General features: G+C 61.7%; 23 protein-coding genes. 10 read left to right on the top strand and 13 right to left on the bottom strand.

Annotation, left to right across the window (positions count from 1 at the left end; genetic code table 11):
* Window positions 1-138 precede the first annotated feature (138 nt).
* From IDM28_RS17890 to IDM28_RS17875, 4 genes are all read right to left on the bottom strand, one after another.
* Entirely contained in the window at window positions 139-1,023 is an 885-nt protein-coding gene (locus IDM28_RS17890; protein ID WP_188036590.1) for an alpha/beta fold hydrolase, read from the bottom strand.
* A gap of 335 nt (window positions 1,024-1,358) precedes the next feature.
* On the bottom strand, window positions 1,359-2,048 hold the full coding sequence (locus tag IDM28_RS17885; RefSeq protein ID WP_188036589.1) for a 16S rRNA pseudouridine(516) synthase: 690 nt from the start codon (window positions 2,046-2,048) through the stop codon (window positions 1,359-1,361).
* Window positions 2,049-2,080: 32 nt separating this feature from the next.
* The gene (locus tag IDM28_RS17880) at window positions 2,081-2,302 is read right to left on the bottom strand and encodes a cysteine-rich CWC family protein (protein ID WP_188036588.1); all 222 of its coding nucleotides are present in this window, start codon (window positions 2,300-2,302) and stop codon (window positions 2,081-2,083) included.
* Entirely contained in the window at window positions 2,295-3,785 is a 1,491-nt protein-coding gene (locus IDM28_RS17875) for a diguanylate cyclase (RefSeq protein WP_188036587.1), read from the bottom strand. The genes IDM28_RS17880 and IDM28_RS17875 overlap by 8 nt, the downstream gene beginning before the upstream one ends.
* A 212-nt stretch (window positions 3,786-3,997) precedes the next feature.
* Here IDM28_RS17875 and IDM28_RS17870 point away from each other — a divergent pair, with 212 nt between their 5' ends.
* Complete coding sequence (locus IDM28_RS17870) at window positions 3,998-4,441, top strand: hypothetical protein (RefSeq protein ID WP_181107702.1); 444 nt, start codon at window positions 3,998-4,000, stop codon at window positions 4,439-4,441.
* 9 nt (window positions 4,442-4,450) lie between these two features.
* Here the strand turns inward: IDM28_RS17870 and IDM28_RS17865 are convergent, their stop codons facing one another.
* Window positions 4,451-5,557, bottom strand: a complete 1,107-nt coding sequence (locus IDM28_RS17865) for an enoyl-CoA hydratase/isomerase family protein (RefSeq protein ID WP_188036586.1) — start codon at window positions 5,555-5,557, stop codon at window positions 4,451-4,453.
* Between the two features lie 130 nt (window positions 5,558-5,687).
* Here IDM28_RS17865 and ung point away from each other — a divergent pair, with 130 nt between their 5' ends.
* Window positions 5,688-6,377, top strand: a complete 690-nt coding sequence (gene ung, locus IDM28_RS17860) for a uracil-DNA glycosylase (protein WP_101321905.1) — start codon at window positions 5,688-5,690, stop codon at window positions 6,375-6,377.
* Window positions 6,378-6,419: 42 nt separating this feature from the next.
* On the opposite strand, the gene IDM28_RS17855 is transcribed toward ung, so the two are convergent.
* The 5 genes from IDM28_RS17855 to IDM28_RS17835 form a co-directional block, all read right to left on the bottom strand.
* Entirely contained in the window at window positions 6,420-7,457 is a 1,038-nt protein-coding gene (locus tag IDM28_RS17855; RefSeq protein ID WP_150570591.1) for an AbrB family transcriptional regulator, read from the bottom strand.
* Window positions 7,450-8,964: a tripartite tricarboxylate transporter permease gene (locus tag IDM28_RS17850; protein WP_101321903.1), complete on the bottom strand. Its 1,515-nt coding sequence runs from the start codon at window positions 8,962-8,964 to the stop codon at window positions 7,450-7,452. Before IDM28_RS17850 ends, IDM28_RS17855 begins: the two co-directional genes overlap by 8 nt.
* A 3-nt stretch (window positions 8,965-8,967) precedes the next feature.
* Window positions 8,968-9,426 (bottom strand): tripartite tricarboxylate transporter TctB family protein, encoded by a 459-nt coding sequence (locus tag IDM28_RS17845; RefSeq protein ID WP_188036585.1) that lies wholly within the window; start codon window positions 9,424-9,426, stop codon window positions 8,968-8,970.
* Window positions 9,427-9,556: 130 nt separating this feature from the next.
* Window positions 9,557-10,537, bottom strand: a complete 981-nt coding sequence (locus IDM28_RS17840) for a Bug family tripartite tricarboxylate transporter substrate binding protein (protein WP_150570590.1) — start codon at window positions 10,535-10,537, stop codon at window positions 9,557-9,559.
* 31 nt (window positions 10,538-10,568) lie between these two features.
* The gene (locus IDM28_RS17835; protein WP_101321900.1) at window positions 10,569-11,858 is read right to left on the bottom strand and encodes an OprD family porin; all 1,290 of its coding nucleotides are present in this window, start codon (window positions 11,856-11,858) and stop codon (window positions 10,569-10,571) included.
* A gap of 210 nt (window positions 11,859-12,068) precedes the next feature.
* On the opposite strand from IDM28_RS17835, the gene IDM28_RS17830 reads away from it, so the two are divergent.
* The gene (locus tag IDM28_RS17830) at window positions 12,069-12,740 is read left to right on the top strand and encodes a response regulator (RefSeq protein WP_101321899.1); all 672 of its coding nucleotides are present in this window, start codon (window positions 12,069-12,071) and stop codon (window positions 12,738-12,740) included.
* Window positions 12,733-14,136, top strand: a complete 1,404-nt coding sequence (locus IDM28_RS17825) for a sensor histidine kinase (RefSeq protein WP_188036584.1) — start codon at window positions 12,733-12,735, stop codon at window positions 14,134-14,136. Before IDM28_RS17830 ends, IDM28_RS17825 begins: the two co-directional genes overlap by 8 nt.
* Before the next feature lie 21 nt (window positions 14,137-14,157).
* Here IDM28_RS17825 and IDM28_RS17820 read toward each other — a convergent pair whose 3' ends face one another.
* Both IDM28_RS17820 and IDM28_RS17815 read right to left on the bottom strand, forming a co-directional pair.
* Complete coding sequence (locus tag IDM28_RS17820) at window positions 14,158-14,964, bottom strand: HDOD domain-containing protein (protein WP_101321897.1); 807 nt, start codon at window positions 14,962-14,964, stop codon at window positions 14,158-14,160.
* Window positions 14,965-15,015: 51 nt separating this feature from the next.
* Window positions 15,016-15,957 carry a YgfZ/GcvT domain-containing protein gene (locus IDM28_RS17815; protein ID WP_188036583.1) on the bottom strand — a complete coding sequence of 314 codons (942 nt, stop codon included), beginning with the start codon at window positions 15,955-15,957 and terminating at the stop codon, window positions 15,016-15,018.
* A 133-nt stretch (window positions 15,958-16,090) separates the two neighbouring features.
* Between IDM28_RS17815 and IDM28_RS17810 the strand changes: the two genes are divergently transcribed.
* Window positions 16,091-16,345: a succinate dehydrogenase assembly factor 2 gene (locus IDM28_RS17810; protein WP_101321895.1), complete on the top strand. Its 255-nt coding sequence runs from the start codon at window positions 16,091-16,093 to the stop codon at window positions 16,343-16,345.
* Entirely contained in the window at window positions 16,329-16,778 is a 450-nt protein-coding gene (locus IDM28_RS17805; RefSeq protein WP_188036582.1) for a protein YgfX, read from the top strand. The genes IDM28_RS17810 and IDM28_RS17805 overlap by 17 nt, the downstream gene beginning before the upstream one ends.
* A 6-nt stretch (window positions 16,779-16,784) precedes the next feature.
* On the opposite strand, the gene nadB is transcribed toward IDM28_RS17805, so the two are convergent.
* On the bottom strand, window positions 16,785-18,389 hold the full coding sequence (gene nadB, locus IDM28_RS17800) for an L-aspartate oxidase (protein WP_188036581.1): 1,605 nt from the start codon (window positions 18,387-18,389) through the stop codon (window positions 16,785-16,787).
* 438 nt (window positions 18,390-18,827) lie between these two features.
* On the opposite strand from nadB, the gene rpoE reads away from it, so the two are divergent.
* From rpoE to IDM28_RS17780, 4 genes are all read left to right on the top strand, one after another.
* The gene (gene rpoE, locus IDM28_RS17795) at window positions 18,828-19,409 is read left to right on the top strand and encodes an RNA polymerase sigma factor RpoE (protein WP_011535354.1); all 582 of its coding nucleotides are present in this window, start codon (window positions 18,828-18,830) and stop codon (window positions 19,407-19,409) included.
* A 31-nt stretch (window positions 19,410-19,440) separates the two neighbouring features.
* Window positions 19,441-20,031, top strand: coding sequence for an RseA family anti-sigma factor (locus tag IDM28_RS17790; protein ID WP_101321888.1), 591 nt, complete (start codon window positions 19,441-19,443; stop codon window positions 20,029-20,031).
* Window positions 20,032-20,043: 12 nt separating this feature from the next.
* A complete protein-coding gene (locus tag IDM28_RS17785; RefSeq protein ID WP_101321887.1) occupies window positions 20,044-21,009 on the top strand; it encodes a MucB/RseB C-terminal domain-containing protein in 966 nt (321 codons plus the stop codon).
* A gap of 202 nt (window positions 21,010-21,211) precedes the next feature.
* Window positions 21,212-22,612, top strand: coding sequence for a DegQ family serine endoprotease (locus tag IDM28_RS17780; protein WP_371918946.1), 1,401 nt, complete (start codon window positions 21,212-21,214; stop codon window positions 22,610-22,612).
* Window positions 22,613-22,736: the final 124 nt, after the last annotated feature.

Here is a 22,736-nt window from a genome sequence, read left to right as displayed (position 1 = left end):
TGCCAGCGAAGCGGCGTGCGCTTTGCAGCTCGACTTTGTACCAGAACCCTCTGGTGAATAAAAGCCCAGCCTTGAAATTTAGCTGTCCGGCGGCTTGTTGCGCGTGGCTTTGGCACGGGCAAAAGCACGCCGGCAGGCTCAGATCGCCAATGCATGCTGGCTCTGCACATAGTGACTGCGCGGGCGCGGCTCGCGTTGACTTGGTTTGAGGAAACCAAGCATGGCGCTGCGTTGTGCATCGCTGGCGGTCTTGTGTTCCATGTCGAGGAAATGCCCGGCGCCGTTGATCACGCTGAAGTGGCTCTGGTCGACATGACGGCCAAACTGGCGGGCGTCATCGGCGGTGGTGTACTCATCGCGATCTCCGTTGATGAACAGCACCGGGATGGCAATGTTGGCCGCGCTCTTCAGTGCCCGCTCCAGGTCATGCTGCAGCACTTGATTGATGTGAAACAGCATCTGCGCATATTCGTGGCTGTCGAGGCTGCTGACGTGCCGGTAATTGAAGCGTTTGAACAGCGACGGCAGGTGCTTGCCGATGGTGTCGTTGACCAGATTGCCGACCTGGTAGCGATCGCAGGCGGCGAGGTATTCGCAGCCGCGCTCGAGGTATTCGCGCATCGGTTCGTTGATCACCGGCGAGAACGAGCTGACGATGGCCTTCTTCACCGGTCGGGGCTGGTGCGCCAAGGCGAGCAGGGTGCAGGCGCCACCCCAGGAAAACGAAGCGACATGGTCGGCCTGGAAGTGCTCGATCAGCTCCAGCAGGATGTGTGCCTCGGTTTCTTTGGTCAGCAGCCGCTCGTGGTGATTATGCGGTTTGGACTTGCCGGCATAGGGCTGGTCATACAGCACCACATTGAATTGCGGGTGCAGGCTGCGCACTGTCTGGGCGAACGAAGCCGTGGTCGCCAGCGATCCATTGATCAGGATGATCGTCTTCTCGGCGCCGTCGGCGCGATGCAACTCCGTGTAAACCCGATACTGACCTTGGATATCAAGTACAGCGATTTCTGGCCTCATGTCATCGACTCCTGGCGCAAAAAGGGTATTCGCGTCACCTAGGGTGCACGTTCTTTATGACAGGTAGGCATACGCCTGAAGAGGTTGCAGAGCCCGGTGTCGATCCTTCGCACACGTGTCGACGCTGTTGTTGTAGGCGGGGCAATCTGCTGTGCCCCCAAGGTAGCGAGACCTGGGGTGGCCAGCAAAAAGGTGTCTTGGACTGCAGGTGTGACTGGTGAGTCACATGCGGACTGACGATTTCGATTCAAGCAGCCCGACGTCATTCCCGCAAGTGCCATTGAGCAATTGGCGAATAAAATCGCTCGGCGGTCTGCTCTGGAGCTACTTGCTGTTTACAGAGCGATTTCGTCGGCTGTCAGTGGCCGGAATTCGCCAGGGGCCAGCGTGGGGTCGAGATGAATGCCGCCCATCGACTCGCGATGCAGGCCAACGACCTTGTTCTGGAAGTAGCCAAACATGCGCTTCACCTGGTGATAGCGACCTTCGACAATCGCCAGCCTGGCCAGCCGAGGGCCGAGCACATCCAGCTGGGCGGGCAGGGTGGTGAGGTCTTCAAAGGCGAAGTAGAAGCCCTCGCTGAACTTGGCCGGGTAGTGCGCGCCGATCTCGTCTTCGGTTTCGACGCGATAGACCTTCGCCAGTTTTGTGCTTGGTTGCGTCAAGCGCCGTGACCACTGGCCGTCATTGGTCAGCAGGAGCAGCCCGGTGGTGTTGAAGTCCAGCCGCCCGGCGATATGCAGGTCAGCGCGCAGCTCGGCCGGGAGCAGGTCGAGCACGGTCCGGTGCTGCGGGTCATGAGTGGCGCTGACACAGCCGGCCGGCTTGTGCAGCATCAGGTAGCGCGCCGAGCGACCGACCTGATGCACCTGCTGATCGACCTCGACTCGGCTGAACTCGCGAACCTCGTGCAGTGGGTCGGTGCTGACCTGGCCATCCACGCGCACACGCTGCAGGGCCAGCAGCAGGCGCACCTGCTGGCGGTTGTAGCAGGGCAGATTGGCGAGGAAGCGATCAAGGCGCATGGCGGCAACAGCACAGGAATTGGCCGCGCAGTTTACCCAATTGGCGGCTGTTGCGCCGCTTTGAGCTGGTCGTCCACGGCTGCGCAGCGGGGGCACAGGCAGGCTTTGTTGCGCAGTTCGGCGGGCAGGGCGGCGAGTACCGCCGGCTCGATGCTGACGCTGAAGCACCAGCAGTTCTGCGTGGCGCTGCGTGGATCAGCCAGGCTGCAGCCGTTGCTTGCGCCGCAGGCGGGGCAGGATTGTGGGTCAGGCATGGACTGCTCCGGGCATCTCGCTGCAGACTCGATTGCGTCCGCCCTGCTTGGCTCGATAAAGGGCATGGTCGGCACGGGTCAGCAAGCTGTGCAAACTGTCGTCGGGTTGCAGTGCACTGAGCCCGATGCTGGTGGTCAGGCGCAGCGGTTGGTCGTTGTAGCTGAAGATCAACTGCTCGGTGCGGCGGCGCACCTTCTCGGCGACATCGATGGCCTGGCGGCCCTCGGTCTCGCGCAGCAGCACGATAAACTCTTCACCGCCCCAGCGGCAAAGGATATCCGACTGGCGCAGACTGCCTTGCAGTACGTTGGCAAACTGGCGCAGCACTTCATCGCCGGCCAGGTGACCATGGGTGTCATTGAGCAGCTTGAAGTGATCAAGGTCGATCAGCAGGGCAACCAGTGGCGCATTCTCGCGTTTGGCTTGCTGCAGTGCCTGCCCGGCCAAAAGGTCAAAGCTGCGGCGGTTGGGCAGGCCGGTCAGGCTGTCCAGCGTGGCCAGCGACTCGATGCTTTGCTGATGGCGCTTGACCATCGCATGCAGCAGCGACAACACCACCAGGGTGATCATGGCGCAGATCGCCAGGTTCAGGTACAGCGACTGGCGCACCCGGTCCAGCGCGCCGCTCTCACGTTTGTCGACCAACAGGTACCAGTCCAGTTCGGGGATGGGCCGCACGTTGAGAAAGTGGCTGTGGCCTGCCTCGTCCTGATATTCGTGGCTGCCAGGCGAGGGTACCGGCATGCGCGCCAGCAGCGTCTCGAACGCTTTGCTGTCGGCCAGTTGCTGGCCTGCGCGCAGGCCATGCATGCTGCCGTCCGAGCCGGTCAGGATGACTTTGCCGTTGGCATCGGTGAACAACACGGCGCGCTGATAGCGTTGCTGATAAGCGTCGATCAATTTGACCACCGACTCGACACTCAGGCCGACCCCGGCTGCGCCGATGAAGCGCTGGTCATAATCGAGCACGCGGTAATTGATGAACACCGTGAGCTTGTCATGGTTGGCCATATCCAGATCGACGTTGATCTCGTACGGCGCCTGCGATTCGCGCACGCGGTAATACCAGGCATCGCGCCAGGCATCCGGCTTGACTTGCTTGAGTACGCCCTTGGCCTGGTAATAGGTACGGCTGCGCTCGGAGACGAAAAACGCGGTGCAGGTGTTCTGCTGGCTGAGGATTTCATCCAGATAGCGAGTGATCCGCTCTGGCTCCTGCTCGCCGGCCAGCACCCAGTCGCGCAGAAAGGTGTCCTGCGCGATCATCGATGAGATCAGCACCGGGCGGATCAGATCCTTTTGGATTTCCGAGTAGACGGAGTCTGAGGTCAGCGGCAGTTCGGTATTGACGATGCCATCACGGATTGCGCCACGCGAGGAAAAGTAGCCGAGCAGAGACGTGGCAAGAAAACCGCAGGCCAGCAGTATCAGCAGCGCGATGATCAGCGAGCGCTGCGAGAACAGGGCGGAACGTGACGGCATGATCTTCCCGTGATGTGTGCCAGTGGCGACATTCTAGAGAGCTGGCGGGAAAATAACTGCATGTTTTTCAGGGTTACCTGAGTTGTTGCAAATCTTTACACATACGGCACTGGATCGGCTGGCGAGTGTCTTAACCCATGTCGATATTCGTTTGCCGATCGACGCCCGCCAGCGCCGCTGTGCCGGGCACCCCAGCGGTCCAGGAGGCCGCCATGTCCTATCGAATCCCAATCATCGTCCTGCTCGCAATGTTGACCAGTGCCTGTACCCCTTATTACGCCGGTGGCGGGTATTCTCGCTCGCAGTACTACAGTGGCGAGCGTTACGGGTATCCCGGCTATCAGCGCTATGAGCGTGACTATTACGTGGTGCCGCAGCCCCGTTACTACTATCAGCCTGCACCGCGCTACTACCGCCCGGCACCGGCGCCGCACTATCGGCCGCAGCCGCATCCAGGGATGAACCAGCAGTGGTATGGCAATCCACGCAACGATTACGGTAATCGGCAGCGCTACGAATACCGTCGTGATCGAGAGCGGCATGATTACCGCAACGATAACCGCCGATCGCAGGAAGGGCGTTGGCATTCAAGGGGCCATGGCGACCGTGATCGCCGCCCGGATGGCGGGCGCGATGATCGCAATCGGCATCGCTGAGGTCCTGTCCTAAACTTGATCGGCCAGCGGATGGCGGCCCTCCCAGGCTTTGGCAAAGTGCGCCTCAACCACCGCCGCTGGCACCTGAGCCACATCAGGCCAGTGCCAGCGCGGCGTGTTGTCTTTTTCAATCAACCGCGCACGCACGCCCTCGCTGAATTCAGGATGCCGGCAGCAATTCAGGCTCATCGCATATTCCATCTGCAGCGCCTGCAACAGCGACATGTGCCGGGCTCGCTGCAATTGCTCCCACACTAGATGTGCGCTGAGCGGGCAACCGTCGTGCAGGCGCTGCCCTGCAGCCGCCAACAACGGGTCGCCGTGCTGGCGCAGGCTGGCGATCGCACGCCAGGCGGCAATAGGGTCGGCCACATCCAGCACCTCGTCGATCAACGCTCGCCGCGGCAGCCATTGGGCCTGTGGCAGGTCAGCAAGGGCGCGGTGCTGCTGGCACTTGAGCAGGCTGTTCAACTGCAAGACGGTCTGTTCCTGCCAGTTCAACTGCAGCAGCTCATCAATCAATGCCGTCTGCTGCTGCTCGCCAAGAAAACGATCCGCCAGACCCAGGTCCAGCGCATCACGGGCGTTGATCGGCGACCCTGTCAGGCCGAGAAACAACCCCAGCTTGCCTGGCAGACGGCTGAGGAACCAACTGGCGCCTACGTCCGGGTACAAGCCTATGCTGATCTCCGGCATGGCCAGCCGACTGCTCGGGGTCACGATGCGTACCCCAGCGCCCTGTAGCAGGCCCATGCCGCCGCCCAGCACATGGCCATGACCCCAACACAGCAAAGGCTTGGGATAACAGTGCAGGGCATAGTCCAGGCGGTACTCGGCAGCGAAGAACTGTCTGGCCATTGCTGGCACCTGGCCGGGTTGTGCGCGGCATTGGTCGACCAGCGCGCGAACATCGCCACCCGCGCAAAATGCCTTGGCACCGCTGCCCCGCAAGAGCACGCAGACGACACCAGGATCCCTCGCCCACGCCTGGAGCAGCGCCTCGAGCTGCTCGATCATCGCCAGGCTCAACGCGTTGAGGGATTTCGCTGCATCCAGCGTGGCGATGCCGATTCGCGCACCGTCCACTCCGGTAAGTACTTCGCTGGTTACGGCCATGAACTACCTCGCACAGGTCATCGGCTCAGTATGGTCGGCTCTGCCGCAGGCTGCCGGTCGTCGGTCGGATCGATTGACAAGCTCGGGCAGCTTTCCTAGTGTCGCGCCCCTCAGTTTCAGGACCACACCGATGACCGACGACGACCGCATCAAGCTTGAGCCCAGTTGGAAGGAGGCGCTGCGCGCCGAGTTCGAACAGCCCTACATGCAGCAGCTGCGCGAGTTCCTGCGCCAGGAGTACGCCGCCGGCAAAGAGATTTATCCACCTGGCCCGCTGATCTTCAACGCCCTTAACAGCACGCCGCTGGACCAGGTCAAAGTGGTCATCCTCGGCCAGGACCCCTACCACGGCCCAGGTCAGGCGCATGGCCTGTGCTTCTCGGTACAGCCGGGCGTTCCGACACCGCCATCGCTGGTGAATATTTACAAAGAGTTGCAGCGTGACCTGAACCTGCCGATTCCTGCCCATGGCTATCTGCAGAGCTGGGCAGAGCAGGGCGTACTGCTGCTCAACACGACCATGACCGTGCAGCGGGGCAATGCCGCATCGCATGCCAAGAAAGGCTGGGAGTCGTTCACTGACCGGATCATCCAGCTGGTCAGCGAGCGGCAATCGAATGTGGTCTTTCTGCTATGGGGCGCACATGCCCAGAGCAAGCAGAAGTTGATCGACGGCACCAAGCACCTGGTGCTCAAGTCGGTGCATCCGTCGCCGTTGTCGGCCTACCGGGGCTTTATCGGCTGCGGGCATTTCAGCCATGCCAACCGCTTTCTGCAGCAGCACGGCATGAAACCTGTGGAGTGGGCGCTGCCTCAGTGACTCTGTTGAGGGGGCGTGGTTGGGGGCGTGTGCTGCGCCCCCTTACTGGTTTTGATCCCGCGCATTCCACAGCCGAAACAATGGCTCTGCCAGAAACAGCACAAACAACAAACGCATTACCTGCATCGCTGTCACCAACGGTACCGACAACTGCAGGGTCTCCGCCGTAAGGCTCATCTCGGCGATCCCCCCAGGCATCATGCCCAACGTCAGTGAACGCAAGTCCAGCTGGCTCAGGTTGCTCAAACCCCACGCCGCAAGCGCTGCAATCACCATGCTCAAGGCGGTAGCCAGCAAGGTGCGGCCGAGAAACGACGGCGCGCGGCGGAAGAATGCCCGGTTGAAGTGACAGGCGAGGCCACTGCCGATCAACCACTGGCCCATCTGGCTGGCGCCCTCCGGCAGGGTGATCTGCAAATCAGCCGCCAGGCTTACCGTTGCCGCCACCAGCAATGGCCCGAACAACCATGGGTTGGGTTGGCGCAAGCGCTGCCAGCCATAACCTACCAACACCGCCAGCGGCGTGATCAACGCCAGCCAGCCCCAGCTGACACTGCTGGCATGGCTGACCGGCACGCCATCACCGAGCAGCAACTTGAACAGTGCCGGCACGCACAGCACCACCGCCAGCACACGCAGACTCTGCGCCGCGGCGACCTGGCTGAGCACCGCGCCATTGCGTGCGCCGAGGTTGACCATTTCGCCGGAACCGCCCGGCATACTGGCGAAAAAGGCGGTGGCGCGATCCTCACCGCTGCGCCGTAGCAGCCATACACTGATGGCACTGGAAGCGGTGGTGAACAGCGCACCAAACAGAATCAAGCCGAAATGCCCGGACACTTGTTCGAGGATCGCCGGGGTGAAGTGCAGGCCGATACCGACGCCGATGATCCACTGGCCGCATTTACGTCCGTTGGGGATTTCCGGCAACTGCCAGGGGGTCAGGCAACGCACCAGGATGATCGCCAGCAACGAGCCGACCATCCACGGCAAAGGCCAGCCGACCTTGCTGGCGAGAAATCCGCCAACAAGGCCGACCAGCCCGGTTGCCCAGAACAGCGGCAACGATCGATCAGGCATCCGCAACAGCCCGACGTTGCAGGCTGCGGCGGCGCCAGCTGCGCAGCAGCGGCAGGCACATCATGCAGATGGTCAGGCCCCATACGCTCATGCTGATCGGGCTCGAGTAGAGAATGCCCAGCTCACCGTTGGAGATGGACAAGGCGCGGCGCAGGTTCTGCTCCATCAGCCCGCCGAGGATGAACCCGAGCAGGATCGGCGACAGCGGGAAGTCCAGCTTGCGCAAGATGTAACCCATGATGCCGATACCGACCATCAGGAACAGGTCAAAGGTGGTCGCATGCACAGCGTACACGCCGATCGCGGTGATGATGGCGATTACCGGCACCAGCGCCCAGTTCGGCACGGCGAGGATGCGGGTGAAGATGCGGATCATCGGGATGTTGAGGATCACCAGCATGATGTTGGCGATGAACAACGAGGCGATCAGACCCCAGACGATGTCGGGTTGCTGTTCGAACAGCATCGGCCCTGGGGTGATGTTGTACAGGGTCAGTGCACCGATCATTACCGCAGTGGTGCCAGAACCGGGTACGCCGAGGGTCAGCATTGGCACCAGTGCGCCACAGCAGGAAGCGCCGATGGCGGTTTCCGGTGCTGCCAGGCCACGTGCATCGCCTTTGCCGAACTTACCGCTGGTGCCAGCGATCTTCTTCTCGGTCATGTAGGCAACCGCGCTGGCCAGGGTGGCGCCGGCGCCGGGCAGTACGCCCATGATGAAGCCGAGCAGGCCGCAACGGATGTTCACCGCGAATACCGAAGCCGCTTCCTTGAAGTTGAACAGCATGCGCCCGGTGGCTTTTACCGCCTGGTGGCCATGATGGGTTTTCTCCAGCAGCAGGAGGATCTCGCTGATCGAGAACAGGCCCAGCACCAGCACCACGAACTGAATGCCGTCGGCCATGTGCACGCTGTCGCCGGTGAAGCGGTAAACGCCGCTGTTGGCATCGATACCGACTGCCGACAGGAACAGACCGATCAACGCCGCGATAAATGTCTTCAGTGGCTTGTCGCCGGCCATACCGCCCAGGCAGACAATGGCGAACACCATCAGCACGAAGTATTCAGCGGGTCCGAAGGCAATCGCCCACTTCGCCAGCAACGGCGCGAACAGGACCATGCCGCAGGTGGCGATGAAGGCACCGATGAACGAGCTCCACGCCGACAGCGACAGCGCGACCCCAGCCAGACCCTGGCGAGCCATTGGGTAACCGTCGAGGGTGGTCATCACGGTCGAGGCTTCGCCCGGGATGTTGAGCAGGATCGAGCTGATCCGGCCGCCGTATTCACAACCCAGGTACACCGCGGCCAGCAGAATCAAGGCAGATTCAGGCGGCAGGCCGAGGGCAAAGGCGATCGGGATCAGCAACGCCACGCCGTTGATCGGGCCCAGGCCCGGCAGCAGGCCGACCACGGTGCCGATCAGGGTGCCGCACAGGGCGGTAACCAGGTTGTACGGGCTCAAGGCGACGCCGAAGCCCTGGCTGAGATAGCCTAAAGTATCCATCTGTCAGTTCTCCAGCACGTCAAGCAGGCCAAGGGGCAGGGGTACGTCCATCACGCGATCGAACAGCCAGTACAGCAGCACGCTCATCGCCACCACCACCACTGCGCTGTGCAGCCAGCGGCCGCCATACAGGCGCGCCATCGGCACGCCGATCAATACCGCACTGACGATGAAGCCCAGGCTTTCGAAGGTGGCGGCGAACAGGATCAACAGACCGGTGCAGATCGCAATCTTGATCAGGGTCGGGCGATCCAGCGGCGGCTCGTCCTCTTTATGCAAGATCGGCGTCGGCCGAATCGCCAGGTACAGCAACGCCAGGCCCATCAGGCCAAGCATCAACAACGGGAAGGCGCGCGGGCCCACCGGTTCGTAGGAAAACGCGGCCTGGTAAGGCCAGGCCATCACTGCCAGGACGGCGCACACCGCCAGCAGGATCAGGGCAAAAATGCGTTGCAGGATCATGGGGAAATCCTCGAGAGGGCTGCCTTGCTGCAGTTTATTGCGCGAGCGGTTCTACCCGCGCAGGCGTTGGTGATGACACCGACGCTTGCGCGGGCTGACCTGCTTCAACAGGTGCTGCAGCAGTACGTTGTTACTGAATCAGGCCGAATTCCCGGGCCAGGGTCTTGTAGTCGGCAACCTGTTTCTTGACGTAGGCGTCCAGCTCCGGCCCGGTCAGGGCGAACGGGAACAGCTCGCGCTGGTCACGCAGCTTGGCGAACTCCTCGGAGGTCAGCAGCTTGTCGAACGCGGCTTTCCACCAGGCGTAGTCTTCGTCGCTGACTTTTGGCCCGAGGTAGAAGCCACGTACCACTGGCCAGACGATGTCGTAGCCCTGTTCCTTGGCAGTTGGGATGTCCTTCATTTCCGGCTCATCGAGACGGTTCTCGGCGAATACGGCAAGGATGCGCATGTTGCCGCTCTGGATGTGCGGCATGGAGTCGGAGATATCGGTGGAGCCGACCTGAATGTGCCCGCCGAGCAGTGCAGTGGCGATTTCGCCGCCGCCTTCCAGGGCGACGTAGCGCAGGTCACGCGGGTTGATCCCGGCGGCCTTGGCGATCAGCGCGGTCTGCATCCAGTCCTGGCTGCCGACGGTGCCGCCGGAGCCGATCACCACTTTGCTCGGGTCTTTTTTCAGCGCAGCAACCAGGTCAGCCAGGTTTTTGTAAGGCGAGTCCTTGTTCACCGCGATCGCGCCATAGCTGGTGCCCACGGCCGCCAGCCACTTCACTGCGTTTTCATCGAAACGGCCGAACTTGCCTTGGGCCAGGTTCAGCAGCGAGCCACTGGACCAGGCCACCAGGGTGCCGGCATCGCCCGGGCGCTGGGCAACCACGGCGTTGTAGGCAACCGCACCAACGCCGCCAGGCATGTAGGTGACGCGCATCGGTTTACTGAGAATCTTCTCGTTGACCAGGGCGCTTTGCACCAGCTTGCAGGTCAGGTCGAAGCCGCCGCCGGGCGATGCTGGAGCGATACATTCAGGGCGTTTCGGTTCAGCAGCCAGGGCTTGACCGGCCAACAGCAGGCAACCGGTAGCGAGGACGAGGCGGCGCAGGGAAAAGGTCATCGTCTATCTCCGTAAATATTGTTGTTATGGGTTACCACAGGGCCACGCTGTAGCTCACCAGCAGCCGCACTTCGTCGGCGTCGCGGGCAAAATTCGAGCGGAAGGTGGCGTTACGCAGACGCACCGCGACGTTTTTCAACGGTCCGGTTTGTACTACGTATTTGAACTCGGTGTTGCGTTCCCACTCCTTGCCCTCGCTGCCATCGGCGCGGCTGACGTTGTCGCCACTGAGGTAGCGGGTCATGAAGGTCAGGCCGGGAATGCCCAGAGAGGCGAAGTTGTAGTCGTAACGCAGCTGCCAGGAGTGCTCGTCGGCACCGGCAAAGTCGTTGATCTGGACGAAGTTGACCAGATACGGGTCGGCGCCATCGACGTAGGGGAAGGCGCTGTCGCCCGAGACGTGCTGATAGGCGCCGCTGAGCTTGTGGCCATCGAGGGCGTAGCTGAGCATGCCGTTGGCGGTGGTGTTGTCGATCTTGCCGGCGCGGGCCTGGCCCTGATCGTCACTTATCGCCAGGCGCAGGTCGGCGCCAAAGGTGCCCGGGCCCCACGGCTGGGTCGCGACCATGCCAACGAAGTGCTGACGGTAGATGTCGTCAAGTTGGGCAACGTGATAGCTGCCGGTGATGCGGTCGGTGAATTTGTAGTCAAGGCCGGCCAGGTCATAGTTGTCGGCGGCGAAGGTTCCGCCGAAACGGCCGTTCTTGTTGTTGAGGGCGATGTCTTCCCAGTTGGTGTCGTTGCGGTCCTTGGCTTTTTCCAGGCGTCCGGCGGTAACGGTCAGGTTGCTGATTTCGTTGGAGGTCAGCAAGCCACCCTCGAAGGTCTGCGGCAGAATCCGCCCATCGTTGGGCTGCAGGGTCGGCAGTTCAGGGATCAGCGAACCCACTTTGAGCTCGGTCTTGGAAATCTTCACCTTGCCGGTCAGACCGAGCTTGGAGTACTCGTCGGCAGCCTTGCCGTCATCATGGGTCGGCAACAGCCCGGTGCCGGTGCGGTCTTCGCTGGAGTCGAGCTTGATCCCGACCATGCCCAGTGCGTCCAGGCCAAAGCCGACAGTGCCTTCGGTGTACCCGGATTCGAAATTGAGCATGAAGCCCTGCGCCCACTCGTCACGTTTGGACTGCTGGCTGCTGGTGCCATCACGGAAATCACGGTTGAAGTACATGTTGCGGGTTTCGAAGGTGGCGCTGCTGTCTTCGAAGAAGGCCGCCTGGCTGACAGGTGCGATACCGGCGAGCGCAAGGGCGCTGGCAATGGCAGTGGGGCGTGGACGAATGGAACGGGTAGGCGCGAACGCCTGCGGCTGTGATGACAGCATCGTCGAGTGACTCCGTTTATTGTTTTTATTGGTCTGCACCTTGCTGGTGCTTATGAACGCTCGGGGCATTCTTGATCCGATGCTAGGCGGCCAACCTTTCGCTAACCTTTCAACATGAAAGGTTTGTCATATTGGGGCTTCACAGGGGTGCCGACGGCGGTACACTCCGCGCCAACTAACGCGCCCCCACTTCACCGAAGGGAGAAACCGATGCGAGTGCTGCTGGTTGAAGACCACCTGCAACTGGCCGAAAGCGTGGCTCAGGCGCTCAAGAGTCAGGGCCTGACTGTGGACGTGCTACACGACGGCATCGCCGCTGACCTGGCGCTGACCAGCGAGGAATACGCGGTGGCGGTGCTCGATGTCGGCCTGCCGCGGATGGACGGTTTTGAAGTGCTGGCGCGGCTGCGCGGCCGCGGCAAGACCTTGCCGGTGCTGATGCTGACTGCCCGCAGTGACGTCAAGGATCGTGTGCACGGGCTCAACCTGGGCGCCGACGATTACCTGGCCAAGCCGTTCGAGTTGACTGAGCTGGAGGCGCGGGTCAAGGCCCTGCTGCGGCGCAGTGTGCTTGGTGGCGAACGCCAGCAGCGCTGTGGTCCGCTGGTCTACGACCTCGACACCCGCCGTTTCAGCCTGGGTGACGAGCACCTGACCCTGACCTCGCGCGAGCAAAGTGTGCTGCAGGCAATGATTGCCCGGCCCGGACGAGTGATGAGCAAGGAGCAACTGGCGGCGCAGGTGTTTGGCCTCGACGAAGAAGCCAGCCCTGATGCCATCGAAATCTACGTGCACCGGCTGCGCAAGAAACTCGACGGCCATGCGGTTGCCATCGTCACGTTCCGCGGTCTTGGCTACCTGCTGGAGCACCGTGATGCGTGATGGCGCCAGCCTGCGCGGGCGGCTGCTGGGCAATCTTGCGCTGCTGCTGGTGGTACTGATGCTGGCCAGCGGCCTGAGCGCCTACTGGAACGGCCGCGAGGCCGCGGACACTGCCTATGACCGTACGCTGCTGGCGTCGGCGCGGACCATTGCTGCGGGCTTGTCCCAGCGCGACGGCACACTGAGTGCCGATGTGCCCTATGTGGCGCTGGACACCTTCGCCTACGACAGTGCCGGACGCATTTACTACCAGGTGTTGGACATCAACCAGCGCTTGATCTCGGGGTACGAAAAGCTGCCACCACCACCGCCCGGCACGCCTCGCACTGACGACTATCCGGCCTTGGCGCGTTTCTACAATGCCTCCTACCTTGGCCAGGATGTACGTGTGGTCAGCCTGCTCAAGGCGGTCAGCGAGCCAAACATGAACGGCATGGCCGAGATTCGCGTGGCTGAAACCGAAGAGGCGCGGGTGAGCATGGCCCGCGGGCTGATGGCCGATACCCTGTTGCGGCTGGGGATGCTGGCGCTGGCGGCGCTGGTCATGGTCTGGTTCGCGGTCAGTGCAGCGCTGCGCCCGCTCGAGCGCTTGCGCAGTGCGGTAGAGGAGCGCCAGCCGGACGACCTGCGCGCCTTGCCAACAGTGCAGGTGCAGCATGAGCTGGGGCCATTGGTGCGTGCGCTCAATCACTTTACCGAGCGGCTGCGCGCACAGTTCGAGCGCCAGGCGCAGTTTATTGCCGATGCCGCGCATGAACTGCGTACGCCGCTGGCAGCGCTCAAGGCGCGGGTCGAGTTGGGCCTGCGCTCGCAGGACCCGCAGGAGTGGCGGCAGACCCTTGAGTCGGCTGCCCAAGGTACTGACCGGCTGACCCATTTGGCCAACCAGTTGCTGTCGTTGGCGCGCGTTGAAAACGGCGCGCGGGCGATTGCCGAGGGCGGGGCGCAGCGGCTTGATCTGAGCCAGCTGAGCCGGGAGTTGGGGATGGCCATGGCGCCGTTGGCGCATGCCCGTGGTGTGTTGTTGGCGCTGGAAGCTGAGTCGCCGGTCTGGCTCAAGGGCGAGCCGACTTTGCTCAACGAGCTGCTCAGCAACCTGATCGATAACGCGCTGGCGCACACGCCGGTTGGCGGCAATGTGATCTTGCGTGTGTTGGCGCCGGCGGTGCTCGAGGTCGAAGATGATGGCCCGGGCATTCCTGAAGCTGAGCGTGAGCGGGTGTTCGAGCGCTTTTACCGGCGTAGTGCTCAAGGCAGTGGGCTGGGGTTGGCGATTGTCGGGGAAATCTGTCGGGCCCATCTGGCCCAGATCAGTTTGCATGACGGCGAAAATGGAGGTTTGAAGGTCAGGGTCAGCTTTATTGCTGACCAGGGCTTGGATCGCGTGAACCTTTAGCCCTTTCCCGGCCACTAGCCCTCAGCGCAACATGCTTCGCGCTTCGAGCAGCTCTGCTACTTCCAGTTCCGTGCCCTGCGGCAGGCCGAGGTGCCGATAGGCGGGCAGTGCCGCCAGGGGCCGGCTGCGGCCGCGCTGGCTCAGGCAGCGGGCGATTTGCACCACGTCGATGTAATCGACCTTGTCGGTGCGCCGATCCAGATCCTGGATTAGCCCAGGCAGCTTGACCAGTTGCTCGGGGAACTCCCAGTCACTGAGGATCTTGTCACCCAGGACCGGCTGGATCTGCTCGATCACATAGTTCAGGCAGACCGGGTCGGACAGCAACTCGTTGTGCTCTTCGGCATAGATCAGCACCGGCAGCGCGCCGATCTGATGAACAAGGCCACCGAGGGTCGCCTGATCGGGCTTGAGGTCAGTGTAGCGGCGACACAGCTCATAGCTGATGCCGGCAACTTCCAGGCTGGTGGCCCAGATATCGCGCAACTTTTGCTCCACCGCAGGCGAGCGGGCATGGAAGATCTGCTCGATTACCAGCCCGATCGACAGGTTGCAGCTGTAGTTGATGCCCAGCCGGGTAATCGCCGTGTGCAGATCGGTGACTTCGACGGCGGCGCGCAACAGGGGGCTGTTGACCACTTTGATCAAGCGCGCAGATAGCGCGGCATCGCGGCCGATCACCCTGCTCAGGGCCGAAACGCTGATCTCGCTGTCTTCAGCAGCCTCGCGGATGCTCAGTGCCACTTCCGGCAGGGTCGGCAGGACCAGGTCGTCATTGGCGATGGCAGTGAGTAATTGCGCCTGGACCATCTCGGCCAGTCTGTTCATGGAGATTCTCTACCGCAGTGTGGCAGCCCCGCACGGTGCGGGGCAGGCTGGTCAGCGCTGGATTTCCCGGTCGCGGTCCAGTTCGTAAGGCAGGCTCAGCAAGGTCAGGCGTGGCCCTTCGAGGCTGAGCAGGTGCAGGTTGTCATCTTCTACCGCGTCGGCGCTGATCACTGCGAGCAGTTCGCAGCCTTGTTCACAGGCAGCTGCCAGCACGACTTCGCCAACCGCAGAACCGTGGGTGGGCGAAAAGATCTGGCTGCCGGGCGCAGGCACATCGGCAACGGCCAGAGCCAGTCGGTACTGACGGCGTTTGAGCTTGCCCAGGTACTGCATGCGCGCGACGATTTCCTGGCCGGTATAACAGCCTTTCTTGAAACTCACGCCGCCCACCGCCTGCAGATTGATCATCTGCGGAATGAACAGTTCACGGGTCTGCTCGAAAACCTGGCCAATGCCAGCGCGGATCTGCCCCAGTAGCCAATCGTTGAGGCTGCCTTCGCTGAGCGTACCAGCGAGTTGCTGCTGCACGTTGTGGGCCTGTTCAGCCGGAACCCACAGTTCGACGCGGCCGGGGGAAACGCGGATAGCGATCAGGCCATTTTCACGGACCGTTGCGCCATCTTCAGCGGGCACATCCAGGCCAAGTGCGAGCAAGGCCTGCTCAGCGTGCTCCAGCCCAAAGCGGACCCAGCTGGCGCTTTCGTCGGTCAGCGTGGCCTTGGAAAATACCGCGTATTTTTTCAGGTCGGCCAGCTGTGCATCGATCAGGCCGCGGGCCATCGCCAGCAGCAAGCCGTTGCCCTCGGGCACGATACGGAAGCTCGACTGCATACGGCCTTTGACCATGCAGCGCGCGCCCAGGCTCGATTGCTCCTGGCTTAGGTAGTTGAGATTACAGGTCAGCTGGCCTTGCAGAAACTTGCCAGCGTCGGAGCCGCGAACGGCGAGGATGCCCTCGTGGGCAAGGGAGCAATAGAAAGCAGAGTCGGCCATGGGTCATCGCGGTTGCTTGAGACTGGTAGCCATCATAGAACGCTGGTAACAAAATAGGTAGGTGACTAGACCAACGCCTTGTGCCGCCGTGTGCCCGGCGCGGTATACTCGCCGCCCATTCGAGGAGGGTCCCATGGTCGAACAAACTGAAATCAACCGGCTTTTCTGGCACAGCCGCCGCGGCATGCTGGAGCTCGACGTGCTGCTGGTGCCCTTCACCCAGGAAGTCTACGCCACCCTGAACGAAGCGGACCGCGAGCTTTACGTGCGCTTGCTGGCTTGTGAAGACCAGGACATGTTCGGCTGGTTCATGGAGCGCAGCGAGTCTGAAGACCCTGAGCTGCAGCGCATGGTTCGGATCATTCTGGACCGTGTCCAACCCAAGTGAGCAGTTCCAGTGCCGTTGGCAGGGCTCACGCCGACTGCTGACGGCCTATCTGGCGAGTCTGGCGCTGGCATTGCTGGCGCTTTGGCTGAGCGAGCCGCGCTGGTGGCTGCTGCCACTCGCCGCGGGCTGCCTTAGACACGCCTGCTGGGTCATTCCCCGGCGCATCCTGCTTACTCATCCTGACGCCATCACCGGCCTGCGCCGCGACAGCCAAGGCTGGCAGCTGTACAGCCGCAGCCAGGGCTGGCAGGCGGTGCGCCTGCTGCCGGACAGCATGGCTCTGCCGGGGCTGGTGGTATTGCGTTTCGTGCGAGCGGGGCGGCGCCTCAGCGAAAGTCAGTGTGTTTGTCCTGACGCGCTGGCGCTGGAGCAACACCGGCGCCTGCGCCTGCGCTTGAAGTTCAGTCGCAGGCGCTGGGCGCAGCCTTCTTGAGCCCGCTCAGAGCGGGCTGAGAATGGTATCGCGCGCTTCGGGCAGCATCGCCGGATAGTCCAGGGTGTAGTGCAGGCCGCGGCTTTCCTTGCGCTGCATCGCCGAGCGAATCATCAATTCGGCTACCTGGGCCAGATTGCGCAGCTCAATCAAATCGCGGCTGACCTTGTAGTTGCTGTAGAACTCGTCGATCTCATCCAGCAGCAGGCGTACACGGTGTTCAGCCCGTTGCAGGCGCTTGCTGGTGCGCACGATCCCGACGTAGTCCCACATGAAGCGCCGCAGCTCGTCCCAGTTGTGCGCAATGATCACGTCCTCGTCCGAATCGGTAACCTGGCTGGCATCCCAGCAAGGCAGAGCCTGCGGCATTTCGACCCGGTCAAGGCTCGCTTCGATGTCGGCAGCCGCCGAGCGGCCATAAACAAAGCACTCCAGCAGCGAGTTGCTGGCCATCCGGTTGGCGCCGTGCAAGCCAGTGAAGCTGGTCTCGCCAATGGCATACAAGCCGGGCACGTCGGTGTGACCGCGATCGTCGACCATCACCCCGCCGCAGGTGTAGTGCGCAGCCGGGACCACCGGAATCGGCTGGCGCGTGATGTCGATGCCGAAGGTCAGGCAGCGCTCGTACACGGTCGGGAAGTGGCTTTTGATGAACTCGGCTGGCTTGTGGGTGATGTCCAGGTAAACGCAGTCCACACCCAGGCGCTTCATTTCGTGGTCGATAGCGCGCGCGACGATATCCCGTGGTGCCAGTTCTTCGCGTGGGTCGAAGCGCGGCATGAAGCGCTCGCCATTGGGCAGGCGGAGCAGGGCGCCCTCGCCGCGCAGCGCCTCGGTGACCAGGAAGCTCTTGGCCTGCGGGTGGTACAGGCAGGTCGGGTGAAACTGGTTGAATTCAAGGTTGGCGACCCGGCAGCCCGCGCGCCAGGCCATGGCAATGCCATCGCCGCAGGCGCCGTCGGGGTTGCTGGTATAGAGGTAGACCTTGGCCGCACCGCCGGTTGCCAGCACGGTGAAGCGCGCGCCGAAGGTATCCACCTCGCCGCTGTTGCGGTCCAGTACGTAGGCGCCGAGGCAGCGCTCGCCGTCCAGGCCAAGGCGGCGCTCGGTGATCAGGTCGACGGCGACGCGCTGCTCCAGCAGGGTGATGTTGGACCGTTGCCGGGCGCGCTGCAGCAGGGTGGTAAAGATCGCCGCACCCGTAGCGTCGGCCGCATGGATGATGCGCCGGTGGCTGTGGCCGCCTTCGCGGGTCAGGTGAAATTCGAAGCTGCGGTCATCACCCGGTGGGTGTTCGTCGCGAGTAAATGGCACGCCTTGTTCGATCAGCCAATCAATCGCTTCGCGACTATGCTCAACGGTAAACCGCACCGCTTCTTCCGAGCACAGTCCGCCGCCGGCATTGAGGGTGTCCTCGACATGCGACTGCACAGTGTCGGTGTCGTCAAGCACGGCGGCAACGCCGCCCTGGGCCCAAAAGGTCGAGCCATTGGCCAGGTCACCCTTGCTCAGCACAGCGATGCGCAGGTGATCCGAAAGGTTGAGTGCCAGGCTGAGGCCTGCGGCCCCACTGCCGATCACCAGGACATCGTATTGGAATTGTTTGCTCATGTCGGGGCACTAGTAATCTAGGGGAGGGGAACGGCACAATAGCGATGCGCAGATGGCATTGTGAAACTATCGTGAAAACGTTGCCGGGATGCCTTTATAGCAGCCCCGGGTGCCTGATTTCCAATGGCGCTTGTCACGCAACGGCGATCTTCCGGGAACTTTCCAGTCTGGCTGGAAATCCTATGAAGGCTGCCCATACGCCACGAATGCCAAGGCGACGCAGGGCAGTAGCTCGAAATGGGCTGATACCTGCGTAAATCAAGACCAGATCAATGACGCGGCCGGCCGTGACCGTACTGCGTCTTTTTCGTGCGAGCCGACCAGAGGCCGCAGGAAACTTGCTTGGAGGGGAGAACTTTTGCGCAAAGCCCGAGTCTATGTTTGCAAGCCTGAACGGTGGCTGTTGCAATGCTCCTTCAAGTTCACTGAGGAGTATTCATGCTAACCCAGGAAGAGGATCAGCAGCTTGTCGAGCGCGTGCAGCGCGGCGACAGGCGAGCGTTCGATCTGTTGGTGCTGAAGTATCAGCACAAGATTCTCGGGTTGATCGTGCGCTTTGTACACGACACCCATGAAGCCCAGGATGTGGCGCAGGAAGCCTTTATCAAGGCCTACCGGGCGCTAGGCAATTTCCGCGGTGACAGCGCGTTTTATACCTGGCTGTACCGCATCGCCATCAACACGGCGAAAAACTATCTGGTGTCCCGCGGTAGAAGGCCACCCGACAGTGATGTGAGCTCCGAGGATGCGGAGTTCTATGACGGCGATCATGGTCTCAAGGATCTCGAGTCCCCAGAACGCTCGTTGTTGCGGGATGAGATCGAAGGTACCGTCCATCGGACCATCCAGCAACTGCCAGAAGATCTGCGCACGGCACTAACTTTGCGCGAATTTGATGGTCTGAGTTATGAAGACATTGCGAGCGTCATGCAATGTCCGGTGGGGACCGTGCGCTCAAGGATTTTCCGCGCTCGGGAGGCCATTGATAAAGCCTTGCAGCCGTTGCTGCAGGAATCCTGAGACAGCGGCTACAGCCAAGAGAGGAACCGCCATGAGTCGTGAAGCTTTGCAGGAATCGCTGTCCGCTGTAATGGACAACGAAGCGGATGAATTGGAGCTGCGTCGTGTTTTGAGCGCCACTGATGACGCCGACACCCGTGCTACCTGGTCGCGTTACCAGGTTGCCCGTGCAGCCATGCACAAGGAACTGCTGCTGCCCAAGCTGGACATCGCTGCGGCGGTCTCTGCTGCACTGGCCGATGAGGCTGTGCCAGCCAAGGTCAAGCAAGGCCCTTGGCGTAGCATCGGCCGTTTGGCCGTAGCTGCCTCGGTAACCGTTGCAGTACTGGCCGGCGTGCGACTGTATAACCAGGACGAAATCACCGGTAGCGAACTGGCTGCGCAACAGCCTGCTCAGCAAGGTCTGACCATGCCGCAAACGCAAGGTCCGGCAGTTCTGGCTGGCTACAGCGAGAGCAGCGAGCAGACCACCGGGCCGATGGCCAATGGTGTCTTGCAGAGCCAGGAAGGCTGGGACAAGCGTCTGCCGGGCTACTTGAAGCAGCACGCTCAGGAATCAGCGCTCAAGGGCACTGAAACTGCACTGCCATACGCCCGCGCCGCTAGCCTGGAAAACCGCTAGTTAAGGAGCATCATGCGCGCGCTACCTCTTCTGTCACTGCTGGTAGGCAGTTGCATGATGGTGCCAGCGTTGGCAGCCAACTCTTCGCCTCAGGCGAATGAGTGGCTGAACAAGCTGGCACGAGCTGAGCAATCCCAGAGCTACCAGGGTTCGTTCGTTTACGAACGCAACGGCAGCTTCTCTTCCCACGACATCTGGCACCGCGTTGCCAATGGATCGGTCAGCGAGCGGCTGTTGCAGCTCGATGGTACGGCTCAGGAGATCGTCCGCGTGGACGGTCAGGTGCAGTGCGTCAGTGGCGATCTGGTGAGTGGCGTTTCGACGCCGCCCAGCTCTGCCCCGCGAGTGCTGGACCCCCTCAAACTGATGAGCTGGTACGACTTGAGCGTTGCCGGCAAGTCGCGGGTTGCCGGGCGCGATGCGGTGATTATCACCCTGACCCCCCGTGACCAGCATCGCTACGCCTTCGAATTGCATCTGGACCGCCAGACCGCATTGCCCCTGCGCTCGTTGATGCTCAACGACAAGGGTCAATTGCTGGAGCGTTTCCAGATGACTCGTCTGGATACCACACCGCCAACCGAGCAAGCGATGCGCCCAAGTGATGCGTGCAAGCCTGTAGAGCATGCAGTTGCAGCTTCGCCGTTGCCGGCAGTAGGTGGTTGGCGCTCCGATTGGTTGCCGCCCGGTTTCGAGTTGGTCAACAGCTCGGTACGCAGTGATGTTTCGCGCAAGACCACTGTCAGCAGTCTGATGTATGACGATGGGCTGACTCGTTTTTCGGTATTTCTGGAGCCGGTCAAGGATGATTCAGGTAACGATACCCGCGTGCAGCTTGGTCCGACCGTGGCTGTCTCGCGCTACCTCAATACTCCCAAGGGTAAGGTCATCGTCACGGTGGTTGGCGAGATCCCGTTGGGTACTGCCGAGCGCGTTGCATTGTCCATGCGTGCTCAGGATGCCCAGGCCAGCCAGTAGCGGCGCGCCTGCGTTTGCAGCCCTTCACGTAATCGGCTGAAATGAAATTAACGCAATGTCATTTGCAATCCCTTCGTAAATTTTCTATAGGTCAGAGTCCTCGGGGTCTGGCCTTTCCTGCATCTGCAGGGGTCTTAATGCAATTTACGCTCGTTGTGACGGGAGCCGTATGTCAATACCACGCTTGAAACCCTATCTCTCCATGTTCGCCGCCGTGCTGATGCTCGGCCAGGTGCTGACGGCCCAGGCTGAAGAAGCACTGCCGGACTTCACTACGCTGGTCGAGCAGGCTTCGCCGGCGGTGGTGAACATCAGTACCAAGCAGAAGCTGCCTGATCGGCGCATTGCTGCCGGGCAGATGCCTGATCTTGAAGGCCTGCCGCCGATGTTCCGTGAATTCTTCGAGCGCAACATGCCACAACAGCCGCGTTCGCCGCGCGGCGACCGCCAGCGTGAAGCGCAATCGCTGGGTTCGGGCTTCATCATTTCCAGCGATGGTTATGTGCTGACCAACAACCATGTGGTCGCCGACGCTGACGAGATCATCGTGCGCCTGTCCGATCGCAGCGAGCTGCAGGCCAAGTTGGTCGGCACTGACCCGCGCACCGACGTCGCTTTGCTCAAGGTTGAAGGCAAGGATCTGCCGATCGTCAAGCTGGGCGATTCGGAGAAACTCAAAGTCGGCGAATGGGTACTGGCTATCGGCTCGCCGTTCGGCTTTGATCACTCGGTAACCAAAGGCATCGTCAGCGCCAAAGGCCGGACCCTGCCCAACGACACCTACGTGCCGTTCATCCAGACCGACGTGGCCATCAACCCGGGTAACTCCGGCGGCCCGCTGTTCAACATGAAAGGCGAAGTGGTCGGCATCAACTCGCAGATCTTCACCCGCTCTGGCGGCTTCATGGGCCTGTCGTTCGCGATCCCGATCGACGTGGCGCTGGACGTCTCCAATCAGCTCAAGAAAGACGGCAAGGTCAACCGCGGTTGGTTAGGTGTGGTAATCCAGGAGGTCAACAAGGACCTGGCCGAGTCGTTCGGTCTGGACAAGCCTGCCGGCGCCCTAGTAGCTCAGGTGCTGGAAGACGGTCCAGCGGCCAAGGGCGGTTTGCAGGTCGGTGATGTCATCCTCAGCATGAATGGCCAGCCGATCGTCATGTCGGCCGACCTGCCGCACCTGGTCGGCAGCCTCAAGGATGGCGCCAAGGCCAAGCTTGAGATCATCCGCAACGGCAAGCGGCAGAACCTCGACGTTACTGTCGGCGCTTTGCCTGATGAAGATGCCGATATCACCACACCTGGCCAGGGCAGTGCCGAGCGCAGCAGCAACCGCCTCGGTGTAGCGGTTTCGGACCTGACCGCCGAGCAGAAAAAAGCTCTCGAACTCAAGGGGGGCGTGGTCATCAAGGAAGTGCTGGATGGTCCGGCGGCGTTGATCGGTCTGCGTCCGGGTGACGTCATCAGCCACCTCAACAACCAGGCCATTGGCTCGGCCAAAGAGTTCACCGAGATCGCCAAGGACCTGCCGAAGAATCGCTCGGTGTCGATGCGAGTGCTGCGCCAAGGGCGCGCCAGCTTCATCACCTTCAAGCTGGCTGAATAAGCATAGCGGCAGCGCGATACAGGGCAGCTTCGGCTGCCCTTTTTTGTAAACGGATGAAAATTTCATGGCGGCCTGCCAAGCGACGCGGGATTGCAGCCGATCAGGAATCTCCCACAAGGCTGCG

The organism is Pseudomonas sp. EZ-C24, assembly GCF_014525325.1.
GTDB lineage: Bacteria > Pseudomonadota > Gammaproteobacteria > Pseudomonadales > Pseudomonadaceae > Aquipseudomonas > Aquipseudomonas shirazensis.
The sequence above is the reverse complement of the archived record's forward strand: the minus strand, read 5'-3'. Positions and strand labels throughout refer to the sequence as shown.